The sequence below is a fragment of the Hymenobacter sp. UYAg731 genome, assembly GCF_054061335.1.
The window spans coordinates 189289-204399 of the sequence record NZ_JBSSEC010000005.1 but is presented as its reverse complement, the minus strand read 5'-3'; the positions used below and the strand labels follow the sequence as shown (position 1 = coordinate 204399).

The window sequence follows — 15111 nt, the reverse complement described above, 5'->3', positions numbered from 1 at the left end:
TACTCCCCGAATTTGAAGCAGTTTCCCTTCGTTTTCTTCCTCGGCATCGGTGGCATCGGCATGTCGGCCCTGGCCCGTTGGTTCCGCGCCAACGGCCACCAGGTGAGCGGCTACGACAAAACCGAAACGCCCCTCACCCGCGCCCTCACCTCCGAAGGCATCGCCATTCACTATGCCGATGCGGTGGCGAACATCCCGGCCGAAATCCGCGAAAACCGCGCCCAGACGCTGGTGGTTCTCACGCCCGCCATCCCGGCCGACAGCTTGGAATGGGCTTGGCTGCGGGCCGAGGGCTACGACATCCGCAAGCGCAGCCAGGTGCTGGGTGTGCTCACGCATGGCCGCTACACCATCGCGGTGGCCGGCACTCACGGCAAAACCACCACCAGCAGCATGGTGGCCCACCTGCTGCACCACGCTGGCCTCGACGCCGGGGCCTTTCTCGGCGGCATTTCGGTGAACCTGGGCAGCAACTTGCTGCTGCCCGGCACTTCCGAAGCGCCCATCGTGGTCGAAGCCGACGAGTACGACCGCAGCTTCCTGACCCTGTTCCCCGACGTGGCCATCGTGACGAGCACCGATGCCGACCACCTCGACATCTACGGCGACCAGTCAGCCCTCATTGAGTCGTTCCGCCAGTTCGTGGCTCAAATCAAGCCCGGCGGTACGCTGCTCCTCAACCACACCGCCGACGCCAGTGTAGCCGCTGCCATGCCACCCGGCACCCGTGTCATCCGCTACGGCCTCACGCCGGAACAAGGCCCCGAACTCTACGCTGCCAACATCACCGCCGAAGGCCACCGTTTCCATTTCGACCTGCACCGCACCGAAGGCACCGTGTCTGGCTTGGAACTCGCGGTGCCCGGTTTTCACAACGTGGAGAATATGCTGGCCGCCGCCGCTGTGGCCCAGTTGCAGGGGCTAAACGAAGCGCAACTGCACGCCGCCGTAGCCGCTTACCGGGGCGTAAAGCGTCGTTTTGAATTCGTGGTGACCGCACCCGAAAACGTTTATTTAGACGATTACGCCCACCATCCACGCGAAATCGAAGCCTTCCTGCGTTCCGTGCGGGCGCTCTACCCAACCAAGCGCCTGCGCGTCATTTTTCAACCTCATCTATTTACGCGTACTCGTGACTTTGCCACCGGCTTCTCCCAAAGCTTAAGTATTGCAGATGAGGTGTTTTTGTTGGATATTTACCCCGCCCGCGAGAAGCCACTACCCGGCGTAAACGCGGAAATGCTCTTGGCCGAAATTACCGCGCCCACCAAAGGCCTCGTGACCAAAGAACAGGCCTTGGCCGCCGCCCAAACCGACACGTCCTTCGACGTGCTGGCCACAGTCGGCGCGGGGGATATTGACACGCTGGTTCCGCAACTCAAATTGATATTAACGGAACGATGGAAGTAATTGAATAGTAGATGATTTAGATGAAAATCATTGTCCCTCATAGCCATCAATCCACAACCCCACTAATCCACCAATTTGGAACGCACCGTTAGAAACTTACTCGTGGCCGCTGCCTGCCTGCTGGTGCTGGGCGCGCTGGGCGCTTTCGCCGCCGTGCGCCAGTCCAACCGCGCGGTCAATGCCGTGAAGGTTAACATTGCCAACGAGTTCGATAATTATTTCATCTCCGAGCGAGGCGTCACGGCCCTGCTCACCAAGGGCGGTAAGGAGCCCGTGCTCGGCACCCAGCCCGAAGGCCCACGCCTGCGCGTACTCGAAGCCCGCCTAAAGGCCCATCCTTTTGTGCGCGACGCCCAGGTGTACCGTGACCTCGCCGGTAGCCTGCACGCCGACGTGCGCCAGAATCGCCCCATCGCCCGCCTCACGCACCCCGATACCCGCCTCGATACCTACGTCGATGCCGAAGGCCACGCCCTGCCGCTTTCGCCGCTGTTTACGGCCCGGGTAGCAATGGTGGCGAGGCCCGGTGGGGGTAGCCTGCCAACTGGATTTTTCCAGGACAGCACCGGGCGGCGCTACCTGGAGTTTCTGCGCTACGTGGATGAGCATGAATTCTGGAAAGCACAGGTTTCGGAGGTGTTTATTGAGCCCGGTGGCAAGGTCTCGTTCACCCAGCAGGTGGGCGACCAACGTATCGAATTCGGGCTGCCCGAAAATATTTCGGAGAAATTCGCCAAGCTTATGGTATTTTACCGTCAAATTCCGTCAGTTTTGGGGTGGGACACGTACCACCGCGTAAACGTCGAATACCAAAATCAGATTATTTGCGAATAGCAATTTGCTGAAAAATAGGCTGTTAGGCCTTGAATTTTCATTCCAATCCCACCGCTTCTTCACTGCTCGCCAGCACCGCTCCATATGCAACAAGACAAAATCGTCGTCGGGCTCGACATTGGTACCACAAAAATCTGCGCCCTGGTGGGCCGCAAAAACGAGTTCGGTAAACTCGAAATCCTGGGCATGGGCAAAGCCGTGTCGGAAGGGGTTTCGCGAGGCATCGTGCTCAATATTGATAAGACCGTAGACGCCATTAAACGGGCCATTCGGCAGGCCGAAGAACAGTCCGGAATTAGCATTGGAGTGGTAAACGTCGGCATTGCCGGCCAGCACATCAAGAGCCTCCAGCACAACGGTAGCATCACGCGCAACTCGCACGACACCATCGGGCCGGACGACGTGGCGCGCCTCACGCAGGACATGTACCGCCTCGTGACCCAACCCGGCTCGCAAATCATTCATGTGATGCCGCAGGACTACAAAGTGGACTACGAGGAAGGCATTTCCGACCCCGTGGGCTACGAAGGCGTGCGCCTGGAAGGCAACTTCCACATCATCACGGCCCAGAGCACGGCCATCAACAATATCAACAAGTGCGTGACCAAGGCCGGCCTCGAAATCGCCGACCTGATTCTCGAACCCCTCGCTAGTTCCATGTCCATCCTCTCGGAGGAGGAGAAGGAGGCTGGCGTGGCCCTGATTGACATTGGGGGCGGCACCACCGATTTGGCGGTGTTCAAGGACGGCATCATCCGCCACGCGGCGGTGCTGCCGTTTGGTGGTAACATCATCACGCAGGACATTAAAACCGGCTGCAACGTGGCCCCCGGCCAGGCCGAGCAGCTGAAGGTGAAGTTCGGCAAAGCCATCGCCCAGGAAGCCAGCGACCACGAAATCGTGAGCATCCCCGGCCTGCCCAACCGCCCGCCGAAAGAAGTTTCGCTAAAAAACCTGGCGTACATCATTGAGGCCCGCATGTCGGAAATCATGGAGTTGGTGTATGCCGAAATCTACCGCATGGGCCTGCACGACAAGCTGTCGGCTGGCATCGTGCTCACCGGCGGCGGCTCGCAGCTCCAAAACCTGGAGCAGCTCACCGAGTACATCACCGGCCTTGATACCCGCATCGGCTACCCCAACCAGCACCTCGGCAAGAGCCGTATTGAGGCGGTGAAGTCGCCGATGTATGCTACCACCGTGGGCCTCGTGCTGTCGGGCTACCACTCGCTCGACGAGCGCCAGGTGACGCGCCCCAGCTACGAAGAGGAGCAGGTGGCCACGCCATCTTATTACTCTGCGCCCGCTGCTGCACCCGTGGCCCAGGCCGCACCTGCCCCGGTAGAAACGCGCGTTGCGGCTACGCTGGCGGCTCCGGCCCCCGCGCCGCAGCCGGCCAAACCCAAGGAGCCCGGTGCCGCCAGCCGCTTCTTCAAGGACATCATCACCCGCACCAAAGGGCTGCTGATTGACGATTACGACGATAAATCCTACTAGGAAAAGAAATTATGAATCATAAATTATGAATTATGAATTGGCCCAACTAAAATAGGTCGACCCATAATTTATAATTTATAATTCATGATTTATAATTCAAAAATATGAATTACAAATTCGATATTCCCGCCCAGAGCAAGTCCATCATTAAGGTGATTGGGGTTGGTGGCGGTGGCTCCAATGCCGTGAAGCACATGCACAAGCAGGGCATCAAGGACGTGGAGTTTATCATCTGCAACACCGACCACCAGGCGCTGCAAAGCTCCACGGTACCCAATAAGCTGCAAATTGGCGTCGACCTCACCGAAGGCCTCGGCGCGGGGGCCAAGCCCGAGCGCGGCCGCCAGGCTGCTATCGAGAGCAAGGAGCAAATCCGCGACCTGCTGAACCAAGGCACCAAGATGCTCTTCATCACGGCCGGCATGGGCGGCGGCACCGGTACCGGCGCGGCTCCCGTGATTGCGCAGGTAGCGCAGGAACTGGGCATCCTCACGGTAGGTATCGTGACTGCCCCGTTCATGTTTGAGGGTAAGAAGAAGCGCCAGCAGGCCGAAGAAGGCATCAAAGCCTTGAGCGAGCATTGTGATACGGTGCTGGTAATTCTCAACGACAAGCTGCCGCAGATTTACGGCAACCTGACGATGGGCGCTGCCTTCGCCAAAGCCGATACCGTGCTGACCACAGCCGCCAAGTCCATCGCCGAAATCATCACGGTGACGGCCGATGTGAACGTGGACTTTGAAGACGTTAAAACGGTGATGAAGGACAGCGGGGCCGCCGTAATGGGCAGCAGCGTGACCGAAGGCGAAAACCGCGCCCGCCGCGCCGCCGAGGAAGCCCTGAACTCACCGCTGCTCAACAACACCGACATTCACGGCGCGCAGCGCATTCTGCTCTCCATCATGTCGGGCGTGGAGCACGAGCTGGAAATGGACGAGTTGACGGAAATCACGGAGTACATCCAGGAGAAAGCCGGGCAGGACGCCGAAATGATTTTCGGTCACGGCATCGACGATACCTTGGGCCAGAGCATCCGCGTGACGGTCATCGCCACGGGTTTTGCCCGCGACGCGCATTCTATCACCACGCCCACGATGGGCAATGGTAGCACTTCGCACGAGCCAATTGTGGCCCCGGCCCCGGTAGCTGAAACGCCCCGACCGGAAGCTGCGCCAAATGCAGCAGCTACTTCGGCCCCGTTTGTGCCCAGCTTTGGCGCGCCAGAACCTGCCCGCGTGATGCACGATTTGAACGGTCCGTCGGCGCACAATACGCCACCGCTGGCCGGTATCCCGGCCAGTGCCCCGACCGAGCCCGTGCTTACTTCGAGCGCTGCCGCTGCCGTGCCAGCCGCTGCCGCCGGCCCAGATGCTCATCGCCCGCGCCCGGCGATGGATGCCCAGGCGCTGGAGCGCCGCCGCCGCTTGCAGGAGCTGAGCAACGGCCTGCCGCCCGAAGCAGTTAGCCAGTATGATACGCCCGCCTACCTGCGCCGTCAGGTAAAGCTGGAGAACGTAGAGCCCAGTTCGGCCCAGAATATCTCCCGGTTTAATTTATCGGATGATAATGAGCTGCTGGGCGATAACCGGTTTCTGCACGATAATGTGGACTAATTAATCAGTCGAATTTAAATAAGAAAGCCGCCGCTGAAATTTCAGCGGCGGCTTTCTTATTTAACGTAATTACCATATTTTAGGCGCTGGGTGTCGCGTAGAAATCGAAGTGCTTGTACTTCAGCATATCTTCTTTTCGTTTGATGGGAATAATATCTGTGGTAGCGATAAAGTCAGTGAAATAGAACAGCGAATAGCCGAGGGATTCCAATAGATTAAACTGCTCAAATTTCTCTTCGTCGGAATTTTTGCCGAAGCATTCGGAGATTATGACGGGCTTGTATTTGGTGATGAGGCCGGAGATGGAGCGGATAATTTCCTTGTCGTAGCCTTCGGTATCGATTTTAATTAGCGTGAGCTTATCGAGAAAATGGGGGTATTCCTTTTCTAGAAATCCTTCAAGATTAACGCCTTTTATTTTCGTGCTGAGAGAATATTTGCCATGTTTATTTTCCGGCGTTTTGGAGATGCCGCCGTTGTTGAACGAGGCTTCGGAGGAGTTGTAGTAGAACTCGTCGTCCTGCTCGGAAATGGCGAGGTTGTGGGCACCGATATTCACCAGCTCGGGGTTGAGCGTGGCGTTGCGTTGCAGGATTTCGAAGACGTAGGGGTTGGGGTCGAAGCCGAGGGTGAGGCCGGTGGGGCCGGTGGCCAAGGCCATTTGCACGGTGGTGTGGCCGATGTTGGCCCCGATGTCGATGGCGAAGTCGCCGGGGTGGAGGAATTTTTTGAAAAAATCGACCGTTTCCTTGGTGAATACCTTCTTCTCAACCAGCGGATTTTCCCAGTTGGCAAACTGCACCTGCCCGTTGCCGATGCCGGGAATGGCGAACGTATCGAGCACCATGGGGTGCTTTTGGGTGATGCGGCGGGCCATTTTCCGCTTGAAGGAATTGATGAGGTAGTTGAGCATGATGGTGGGGGCTGGATTTAGACGCGGCAATGGGGTTGGCGAGCCAAATGTAGGAGGTTTTGCCGAGTGGTTTTGGTTGCAGCCCCGGCCGGAATCGGACCTGAAGCCGGTACAGCGGGGAAATATAATGGCGAAATAATGGGTTTCCGGTGGGGTGGCGGCCTCTCAGGAATAAGCCAGCCGATTTTTCCAGCGGTTGAGCGGCGCTTCCAGCCAGTGCCAGGAAGCGGCGGCTAGCAGCAGCATGGCGGGCAGCAGCAGTACCACCGTGGGCAGCGGGCTGAGCCAGAAGCGGCGGGTTTCGGGGGCGGCAAACAGGTGATAGATGGCCCGCTGGTAGAACACGGGCAACAGCAGGTGATACAGGTAGCAGCCGTAGCTACGCTGGCCCACCCAGCGCAGGGCGGTGAGCAGGCGGTTTTCGGCGGCGGGGCGGGTGGCCTGGTGCAGCGCCCAGTTGAGGGTGAGGGCGGCGGGCAGGCAGCCCGCGCTGGCGTAGACGAGCAGCCAGGTGTAGTGCAGCTCCGTGACGTAAAGCACGGCCCAGAGGGCGGCCCAGGCCAGCCAAGCCAGCGCCACCCATTGGAAGCGGGCCAGCCGCCGTACCACCGGCTGCTGCTCGACGTGGCGCAGGATGGCCCCGGCGGCAAACAAATCGAGGCAGCCGGGGAGCAGGGCGAAGGCCAGTCCGGGCCGGACCCAGGTGCTCCAGGCGATGCGGAAAATGAGGCCGCCGGCCGCTACCAGCAGCAGCCAGCGCGTTCGTTTGGGCACCACGGCCAGTAGCACCGGCCACAGTAGGTAAAATTGCTCATCGACGGCCATGGTCCAATAGTGGCCCACGCCTTCGCCCCAGTGCTGCAAGCGGTAGAACAAAAGGTTGGACACCGGCACCACAAACCAGCCGGGATACTGGTGCAGCGTGACGAGCGGCAGCATAAACCCCAGCGCCAGCGACAGGTAGTAGGGCGGGAGCGTGCGCACCAGCCGCCGGAGGAAGAACACGCCCAGCCGCCGCCCCCAGCGCCCGGGCGCGCCCACGTACACCTGCTGCTTCCAGACGATGCCCGAAATAAAGTAGCCGCTAAGCACAAAAAACGTCATGCTGCCCATGAGGCTCATGGGGAAGGACGGCAGCGTCCAGTGGCCCACCACGACCAGCAGAATGGCCACGGCGCGCACGGCATCCAGCCCGGGGCGGTAGGCGAGGGGGCGGGTGGTGGGTGGCATGGCGGCGGGCGTTTGAAACAACAGCGTCATGCTGAGCGGAGCCGAAGCATCTCTACCGCAATAGTAAATAAATTACTTACGCGGTAGAGATGCTTCGGCTCCGCTCAGCATGACGTGCGGTGAGAGTGCTGGTTTATCAGTGAGTTAGCCCACGGTGTGGTACACGGCCTGCACGTCCTCGTCGTCCTCGAACTTCTCGATAATGGTCATCACCTCTTCCAGCTGCTCGTCGGTGAGGGCGACGGTGGTGTTGGGCACGCGCTGGAGATTCACGCTCACCACATGGCGGCCCTGGGCTTCGAGGGCCTTCTGCATCTGGCCGAAATCGGTGAAGGCGGTTTCGATGACGATGAACTTGTGCTCGGCGCCGTGCTCGTCTTCCTCGGTGGTTTCGTACACGTCTTCGGCCCCGAAATCAATGAGCTCCAGCTCCAGCTCGTCGCGGTCGAGGCCGGCGGCGGCTAGTTTGAACACGCCTTTGCGGGTAAAGGTGTAGTCGCTGCTGCCGGCGGTACCCAGCGTGCCCTCGTTGCGGTTGAAGATGAGGCGTACGTTGGAAACCGTGCGGGTAGGGTTGTCGGTGGCGGTTTCGATGACGATGGCCACGCCGTGGGGAAGGTAGCCTTCGTACACCACTTCGGCGTAGTCTTTTTCCTCCTTGCTGCTGGCGCGCTTGATGGCGGCTTCCACGCGGTCTTTGGGCATGTTCACGCCTTTGGCGTTTTGCATGGCCGCGCGCAGGCGAGCGTTGGAGTCGGGGTTGGGGCCGTTTTCCTTCACGGCCATCACGATTTCCTTGCCGATGCGGGTAAAGTCTTTCGACATTTTATCCCACCGCTTCATCTTGCGGCCTTTTCTGAATTCAAACGCGCGTCCCATTTAGGTCAATTAACAATTAGCAATGAGCAATTAACAATGCCGTGGCGGCGGGCTGGTAGGCCAGCGGGGCCGAAACGGGCCGCAAGTTAGCCAGAAGGCGCGGGGGGAGCCAAATGCCGCCGCGCCGCAGAAACTAGCGACGGCGCTTTTTGCCGGTTTTGGCGGAAGGGGCCACCGTGGGGGGTACTGGCTCAGCCGCCACTAACTCGTACACGCCCCGGTTGCCGTCCGGGTAGCCGAGGATGGTGATGGTGAGGTGCTGCGTGGCGGGCTCGAAGCGGAAGGTGCCGCGCTGCACATCGGCCCCTTTCTGGTCGTGGAAGGCGAAGCGGATGCTGTCGCCGGCCAAGGTGAACGTGCCGTCCTGCCGGAACAGCATTGGGCCGTTATTTCCGGGGATAGTCAGGCGTTTTTCGTAGGTGCCGGCCGGGCGCAGGGCGAGGGTGCCGCCTACGCCGCTCACTCGGGTGGGCGGGTCGAGGCTGGTGGTGTCGTACACGGTGTAGGCGGTGTAGCGGTAGGTGGTGTAGAATGTGGGCAGAGACGCTGGGGCCGTTTGGGACTGCGCTTGTGCGGCTGGCAGCTGCGCCAGTAGCAGGATGCCGGTGACCAAAAGCAGCGAAAGCGGGAAGGGAGATAGCACGGGCGAAGGATGAATGAAGTGGAAAAAGGCCACCGAAGTTAGGCTTGAGAGCCGGTTAGCCAAGAATAAGCGGCCGGCTGGCTTCTTCGGTCCGGCCAGCCGCTTGCGTCCGGCTCTCGGCGGGCCTACTGCAACAATTGCGCCCCGCCGGCCGAAAGCCGGACGGCGCGCTACTTTTGGACTCATGCCTACGTTCCTCCGCGACCTCATCCGCCCCGCCACCGAACTGCCCGAAGCCGACGTGTGCCTCGTGGGACTGCCCCTCGATTTTGGCACCGTGCTGGAAGGCGGCCGGGCCGGCGCGGCCGGTGCGCCCGCCGCCATTCGCCGTGAGCTGCGCCGCTACCACAAAACCTACAACCTGGAGCACGACATCAGCCTCGACAATCTGCGCATTGCCGATGCCGGCAACCTCGCCCTGCGCCATCCCGACCACGCCCAGAACCACGCCCACATCCGGGAGCGGCTGGGCCAGCTACTGCGCCAATACCCGCGCGTGGTGGTACTGGGCGGCTCGCACGATGGCACATACTCCACCGTGCGCGGCCTTTTCGATGCGAATGATGGGCAGCCGGTAGGCGGCATTAATTTCGATGCCCACGCCGACGTGAAGGACCGGCCCGAAATCAGCAGCGGCACACCGTTTGGCCGGCTGCTGCGCGAAAGTTTTTTGGCGGGCGAGCGGTTCACCGAAATCGGCCTGCATTCTAACCTGAATACCCGGGAAGATATTGAGTTTCTGCACCAGCAGCAGGCCCATATTGTGCCGCTGGCCCATGTGCAAGAGGGCGGCATAGCGCTTTACGTGAGCCGTGCCCTGCAACGTGCCATTTACCCCGCCTTCGTGAGCTTCGACATGGATGGCTGCGCCGAAGCCTTTGCCCCGGCTGTTTCGGCCCCGAGCGCCGACGGCTTCACGCCCCGGCAGGCGGTGGAAGCCGCGTTCCTGGCGGGCCAAAAAGAAGCGGTCCGGCTGTTCGAAATCGTAGAGCTGAACCCGCTCTACGACCGCGACAACCAGACCGCCCGCTTAGCCGCCACCATCATCACCGCCTATCTGACGGGTGTGGCGTATTCAGTTAAGAGTTAAGAGTTGGAAGGACTTTTTAACTCATCACTCTTAACTCCCCACCCCGCCCCGGTAGAGTGGTGGGGTAGTAGGCGACTTGTAAGCGCCGGATTTCTGGGCGGCTTTGTAGGCCTTTTTGTGGGCTTTCGATTTCTTGATTTTGCGTCGGCCACCGGTGAGCAGCCACGCCGCGCCCGCCGCCAGCAGGCTTCCGCCGATGATGGCGGCTTTGATTGGCAGGGTGTCTTTGGGGGCGGGCGGGAGGTGCTCCACGCCGCTGGCATCGGTGCGGGCAGGCTCGTTTACGTAGCGGCCGTGAGCAGGAATGGGGTAGTTATCGGCCAGCTGATGCAGGCCGCTGGTCGCTTTCGGGCCGATGATAACCGGGCCGTGGCCGCAGCCAATGGCCTTGGGCTCCAGCGCAGCCAGGGCTTGTACCGATTTGCGCGAGGCTTCCCAATCGTAGTTGAAGGGCGTGCCGGCGCGGCTGATTTCGGGTTTGGCCAGCAGAATAGCGGGTACCGAGTCGTGGTGGCAGGTGGCGAAGGCGTCGGCCCCAATCAGTACGTGGTCGGCCTCGCGGAAGAAGGCTAGCTGGCCGGGGGCGTGGCCGGGTACGTGCAGCCATTTCCAAGCCATGAGGTAGGGGGTGCTGGGGTCGTCGGCATCGAGGGCCTGCACCCGGCCGCCGAGGTTGGGCAGCTGGGTGGGGAAGAAGCGGCTCATGAAGGCGAGCGAGCCGCCCACGGTGGGGTCGCGGGGCGGGTACAGGGCCTGGCCGGTCACGTAGGGCAGCTCCAGCGGATGCACGATGACGGGCACGTTCCAGTGGTCGGCCAGCTCCTTGGCCGAGCCCAGGTGGTCGAGGTGGCCGTGGGTGAGGATGATGGCCTCGGGGTGGGAGCCGGGGTAGAACAGCTTGTCGGCGGCGGCGAGGATGGTTTTCTTGCTGCCGGGCAGGCCGGTATCAATCAGCACCCACTCGCCGGGGGTGCCGGTTTCAACGAAATAAACGTTGACAAAGCGCTGAATGCGAAGCTGGGTGACGCCGGCGGCTAGGGTATCCATAGGGCAGGAACAGGGTTGGTGGAAGAAATCTGTACGCAGATTTGGCCAGCGGGATGTGTTTTACGCTCCTTTGAGTGCTTCCGGGTAGGGTGAAAAATAATTCGGTAAGCTGCTGTAACGAATTGGCCGAAGCCCGGTAATCATCGTGTTGGCTGCTTCAGCGGGCAACCGGGCCGGCTGGCCGCGCATCTTTTCTTCGTCACCCCAACCTTCATTCCCAACCCCCATGAAAATCCTGATTTCTGCCCTGGCCCTGGCCTGCGCCTCCCTCAGCGCCGCTGCCCAAACCCCTTCCGCCCCCGTTTTCAAGCTGAACTGCCAGGATGGCGGCTGGGCCAGCTACAAGCAGCTGAAGAACTACTGCGAAACCCGGGACCTGGCCTTCGAGGCCCCTGTTGGCCGGCCGCTCAACGTGGATGCCGACCCCAACGGCGGCATCACGGTACACGGCTGGGACGGTCCCGATGTGCGGGTGCGCGTGAAAGTGCAGGCGTGGGCTGCCACAGAGGAAAAAGCGGCCGCCCGTGCCCGACGCATCACCATTGCCCCCGCCAACGGCACCCTCCGTGCCACCGACCCCGATAAAGACAAGGACTGGAGCGTGAGCTACGAGATTTTCGTGCCCCGCACCACCGCCCTGGCCCTCAACACCGTGAACGGCGGCATCAGCCTCGATAACCTCCAGTCGGCCATCACCTTCGAAACCACCAACGGCGGCGTGAACCTCGCCAACCTGGGCGGCCAGGTGAAGGGCGAAACCACCAACGGCGGCGTCAACATCACCCTCAGCGGCAGCAAGTGGGAAGGCAAAGGCCTGGACGTGAGCACCACCAACGGCGGCATCCACTGGAAGCTGCCCCGCACGTATTCGGCTAAGCTCTACACCAGCACCAACATGGGCGGCATCCGCACGCAACTACCGGTAACCAAATCAGGGATGTTCCACAAGGAAGTGGAGGCCAGCCTGGGCCAGGGCGGCGCTCCGGTGCGCGCCGTGACCACGAATGGCGGCATCGACGTGGACCAGGGACGGGACTAGAACCGTAGTGAGTTGGTATTGGGCACTTAAAAGACCGTCATGCTACGCGCTGCATGACGGTCTTTTGCTGACCAGTATCAGCAGCCGCAACTGAAATCCGGGTAGTCGGCGTAGCCCGGCGCAGGCTGGTCATCAAGTCGGATAATGTGGTCAAGCCGAATTTCCTCGCCCGATTTCAGGCGCATGAACTCCACTTTTTCGCGGATGAAAAACGTGTCAATCACGCCCGAATCCAGACAAAGCTGGCGCAGGTCGTTGAAGTATTGCAGGGCCACGCGGCGGCGCTGGGTGGCGGCGGCTTCCAGCGCATCATAAAAGCCGCAGTCGATGGGTTGATAGTCAGTGCTCATGGGGGCGAGTGTAGCGTGGCCGTATCCGGCAGGGACACTGCGAGTCCGCGCGTGTTTGGAGGCTGTATACGCGGATTTGCGGAGTTCTTGCTGGATACGTCCACGCTACATTTTCCTATCTTCGCCGCACCACCCAAACCACCCACCCATGACGCCCACCACCGACCAAACAGCCGAGTTGAACCTCGAAGCCAATTCCCTTTCCGCTGCCTTGCCCAAGCCCGACGGCAAGCGCCCGATGTTCTACGAATTCAAGCCCGAAGAAACCGTAAAAGCGGCCCACGGCACCACCCTGCGCTGCAAAACCTGGGAAGCCGAAGCCGCCCTGCGGATGTTGGAAAATAACCTTGACCCCGCTGTTTCACTCGTGTACGATGAGCTGATTGTGTACGGCGGGGCCGGCCGAGCCGCCCGCAACTGGAAGGAATATCAGGTCATCGTCAAAACCCTCAAGGAATTGGAGGCCGACGAAACCATGCTCGTGCAGAGCGGCAAGGCCGTGGGCGTGTTACGGACTTGGCCCCACGCGCCCCGCGTCCTCATTGCCAACAGCAACCTCGTGCCCGCCTGGAGCACCCAGGAATACTTCGACGAACTCGACCGAATGGGCCTAATGATGTACGGCCAGATGACGGCCGGCTCCTGGATTTACATCGCCACGCAAGGCATTTTGCAGGGCACCTACGAGACGTTTGCTGCCATGGCCGACCGGCATTTCGGCGGCAGCCTGCGCGGCACCATCACCGTCACGGCCGGCCTGGGCGGCATGAGCGGCGCGCAGCCCCTGGCCGTGACCATGAACGACGGCGTCTGCCTCGTCATCGAGCCGATTGATGAGCGGGTGCAACAGAAAGTGCGAGAAGGCTACCTCGATGAGCAGGCCCGCGACCTCACCCACGCCCTCGAAATCTGCGAGCGCGCCAAAGCTGCTGGCCAAGGCTGGTCGGTGGGCCTTACTGGCAATGCGGCCACCGTGCTGCCGCAGCTGCTGGAATTAGGCTTCAACGCCGAAATCGTGACCGACCAAACTTCGGCTCACGACCTGATGGACTACATTCCCGAAGGCGACATCACCGAAGTACTGGCCCTGCGCGAAGCCAATCCCGAGGCGTTCAAGAAGCAGGCGCTGGCCTCCATCGTGAAGCACGTCGAGGCCATTCTGGAGATGCAGCGGCGCGGCACCATTGCCGTAGATTATGGCAACAACCTGCGCGGCCAGGCCGAAAAAGGCGGCCTCAAGGTGCGTGATGAAAAAGGCCAGTTCCTGTACCCCGGCTTCGTGCCCGGCTACATCCGCCCGCTGTTTTGCGAGGGCAAGGGGCCTTTCCGTTGGGCCGCCCTCAGCGGCGACCCGCATGACATTCTGCGCATCGACCGGGCCCTGCTCGAAACGTTTCCTGAGAATAAACTACTGGCCCGCTGGATTGAGAAGGCTCAGGCCAAAGTTCCGTTCATTGGCCTGCCGGCCCGCGTGTGCTGGCTCGGCTACGGCGAGCGCGAGCAGTTCGGCCTCGTGATAAACGACCTCGTGGCGCGGGGCGAAGTTTCGGCCCCCATCGTCATCGGCCGCGACCACCTCGACTGCGGCTCCGTGGCCTCGCCCAACCGCGAAACCGAAGGCATGAAGGACGGCTCCGACGCCGTGGCCGACTGGCCCCTGCTCAACGCCCTGGCCAACTGCGCCAGCGGCGCCGACTGGGTGAGCCTGCACAACGGCGGCGGCGTGGGCATCGGCAACAGCACCCACTCCGGCATGGTCATCGTAGCCACCGGCACCCCCGAAAAAGCCGAACGCCTGAAGCGTGTTCTCACCACCGACCCTGGCATGGGCATTTTCCGCCACGCCGATGCCGGCTACGAGCTGGCCCAGGACGTGGCGCGGGAGCGCGGCGCGAAGATTCCGGGGCTGCAATAGGAGCGGGATTAGCGTCGATGAGTTAAAGTCTTGGAGTCATATGCTATGAAGAGTATTCGCTTTGTACCTCTGCTTGTCCTCGCCGTACTGCTGATGGCCGCCCTGCCGGCGCAGGCGCCGCTTTTGGCACTAGACGAAGCCAATGGCGTAGGCGGGCTGGTATTTGGCGTGCGAGCTGAACAGGTAGCAGGGTTTGAAAAGCAGTTTGCCGGCATTGGCAAACGCTGGCGCACGACTCGTCTCTATAGCCGTCCCGGCGATACCACGACCATTGCCGGGATGCGGGTGCCGCTCACCTACTGGTTTCGGCTGGGCCGCTTTATTGGCGTTGATGCCCAACTGAAAGTACCGGAAGTTTATGATGAGCTATTGCATCGCTTGACTGCTCGCTACGGGCCGCCCCGGGCCGACACTGTGCCGGAGCAGTGGCATTGGCTGGGGCGTCGAAGCTATCTGCTGCTGGAAAAAAATGACCGGCGCACGGGTATGTTGTTCGCCGCCAGCCTCGATATGCTCAATGAGCAAGTCTACGAAACGGCGCTAAGGGCGCGGGCGCGGCGTGAGTTGAACTGGCATCCCGATTCCGTTGGCCTGCCCCGACAGTTTCCAGTTAAATGAGTGCATGCTTATTACTTGATTTTCGCACCAAAT

Annotated in this window: 14 protein-coding genes; 8 read left to right on the top strand and 6 right to left on the bottom strand. The window is 60.9% G+C overall.

All coding sequences use genetic code 11. The features are described from left to right. The first annotated feature begins 12 nt into the window (after positions 1-12). The 4 genes from murC (at position 13) to ftsZ (ending at position 5354) form a co-directional block, all read left to right on the top strand. Complete coding sequence (gene murC / locus ACVWYF_RS16750; RefSeq protein WP_457070075.1) at positions 13-1410, top strand: UDP-N-acetylmuramate--L-alanine ligase; 1398 nt, start codon at positions 13-15, stop codon at positions 1408-1410. 75 nt (positions 1411-1485) lie between these two features. Further along, on the top strand, positions 1486-2244 hold the full coding sequence (locus ACVWYF_RS16745; RefSeq protein WP_457070073.1) for a cell division protein FtsQ/DivIB: 759 nt from the start codon (positions 1486-1488) through the stop codon (positions 2242-2244). 84 nt (positions 2245-2328) lie between these two features. Continuing rightward, the gene (gene ftsA, locus ACVWYF_RS16740; RefSeq protein WP_457070071.1) at positions 2329-3741 is read left to right on the top strand and encodes a cell division protein FtsA; all 1413 of its coding nucleotides are present in this window, start codon (positions 2329-2331) and stop codon (positions 3739-3741) included. 104 nt (positions 3742-3845) lie between these two features. Beyond that, entirely contained in the window at positions 3846-5354 is a 1509-nt protein-coding gene (ftsZ, locus tag ACVWYF_RS16735) for a cell division protein FtsZ (protein ID WP_457070069.1), read from the top strand. A 79-nt stretch (positions 5355-5433) separates the two neighbouring features. On the opposite strand, the gene ACVWYF_RS16730 is transcribed toward ftsZ, so the two are convergent. The 4 genes from ACVWYF_RS16730 to ACVWYF_RS16715 all read right to left on the bottom strand — a co-directional run bounded on the left by ACVWYF_RS16730 (position 5434) and on the right by ACVWYF_RS16715 (position 9019). Next, complete coding sequence (locus ACVWYF_RS16730; RefSeq protein WP_457070067.1) at positions 5434-6267, bottom strand: FkbM family methyltransferase; 834 nt, start codon at positions 6265-6267, stop codon at positions 5434-5436. A gap of 165 nt (positions 6268-6432) precedes the next feature. After that, entirely contained in the window at positions 6433-7527 is a 1095-nt protein-coding gene (locus ACVWYF_RS16725; RefSeq protein WP_457070065.1) for an acyltransferase family protein, read from the bottom strand. Positions 7528-7641: 114 nt separating this feature from the next. Then, positions 7642-8376 carry a YebC/PmpR family DNA-binding transcriptional regulator gene (locus ACVWYF_RS16720; protein ID WP_457070063.1) on the bottom strand — a complete coding sequence of 245 codons (735 nt, stop codon included), beginning with the start codon at positions 8374-8376 and terminating at the stop codon, positions 7642-7644. Positions 8377-8509: 133 nt separating this feature from the next. Beyond that, on the bottom strand, positions 8510-9019 hold the full coding sequence (locus ACVWYF_RS16715) for a hypothetical protein (RefSeq protein WP_457070061.1): 510 nt from the start codon (positions 9017-9019) through the stop codon (positions 8510-8512). Between the two features lie 184 nt (positions 9020-9203). Here ACVWYF_RS16715 and ACVWYF_RS16710 point away from each other — a divergent pair, with 184 nt between their 5' ends. Further along, a complete protein-coding gene (locus ACVWYF_RS16710) occupies positions 9204-10109 on the top strand; it encodes an arginase family protein (protein WP_457070059.1) in 906 nt (301 codons plus the stop codon). Positions 10110-10139: 30 nt separating this feature from the next. Here ACVWYF_RS16710 and ACVWYF_RS16705 read toward each other — a convergent pair whose 3' ends face one another. After that, positions 10140-11156 carry an MBL fold metallo-hydrolase gene (locus ACVWYF_RS16705; RefSeq protein ID WP_457070057.1) on the bottom strand — a complete coding sequence of 339 codons (1017 nt, stop codon included), beginning with the start codon at positions 11154-11156 and terminating at the stop codon, positions 10140-10142. Between the two features lie 226 nt (positions 11157-11382). Here ACVWYF_RS16705 and ACVWYF_RS16700 point away from each other — a divergent pair, with 226 nt between their 5' ends. Beyond that, the gene (locus ACVWYF_RS16700; RefSeq protein ID WP_457070055.1) at positions 11383-12195 is read left to right on the top strand and encodes a DUF4097 family beta strand repeat-containing protein; all 813 of its coding nucleotides are present in this window, start codon (positions 11383-11385) and stop codon (positions 12193-12195) included. Between the two features lie 77 nt (positions 12196-12272). On the opposite strand, the gene ACVWYF_RS16695 is transcribed toward ACVWYF_RS16700, so the two are convergent. After that, positions 12273-12545: a hypothetical protein gene (locus tag ACVWYF_RS16695; protein ID WP_457070053.1), complete on the bottom strand. Its 273-nt coding sequence runs from the start codon at positions 12543-12545 to the stop codon at positions 12273-12275. A gap of 148 nt (positions 12546-12693) precedes the next feature. Between ACVWYF_RS16695 and hutU the strand changes: the two genes are divergently transcribed. Further along, the gene (gene hutU / locus ACVWYF_RS16690; protein ID WP_457070051.1) at positions 12694-14460 is read left to right on the top strand and encodes a urocanate hydratase; all 1767 of its coding nucleotides are present in this window, start codon (positions 12694-12696) and stop codon (positions 14458-14460) included. 45 nt (positions 14461-14505) lie between these two features. After that, positions 14506-15078, top strand: a complete 573-nt coding sequence (locus ACVWYF_RS16685) for a hypothetical protein (RefSeq protein ID WP_457070049.1) — start codon at positions 14506-14508, stop codon at positions 15076-15078. The last annotated feature ends 33 nt before the right edge of the window (positions 15079-15111 follow it).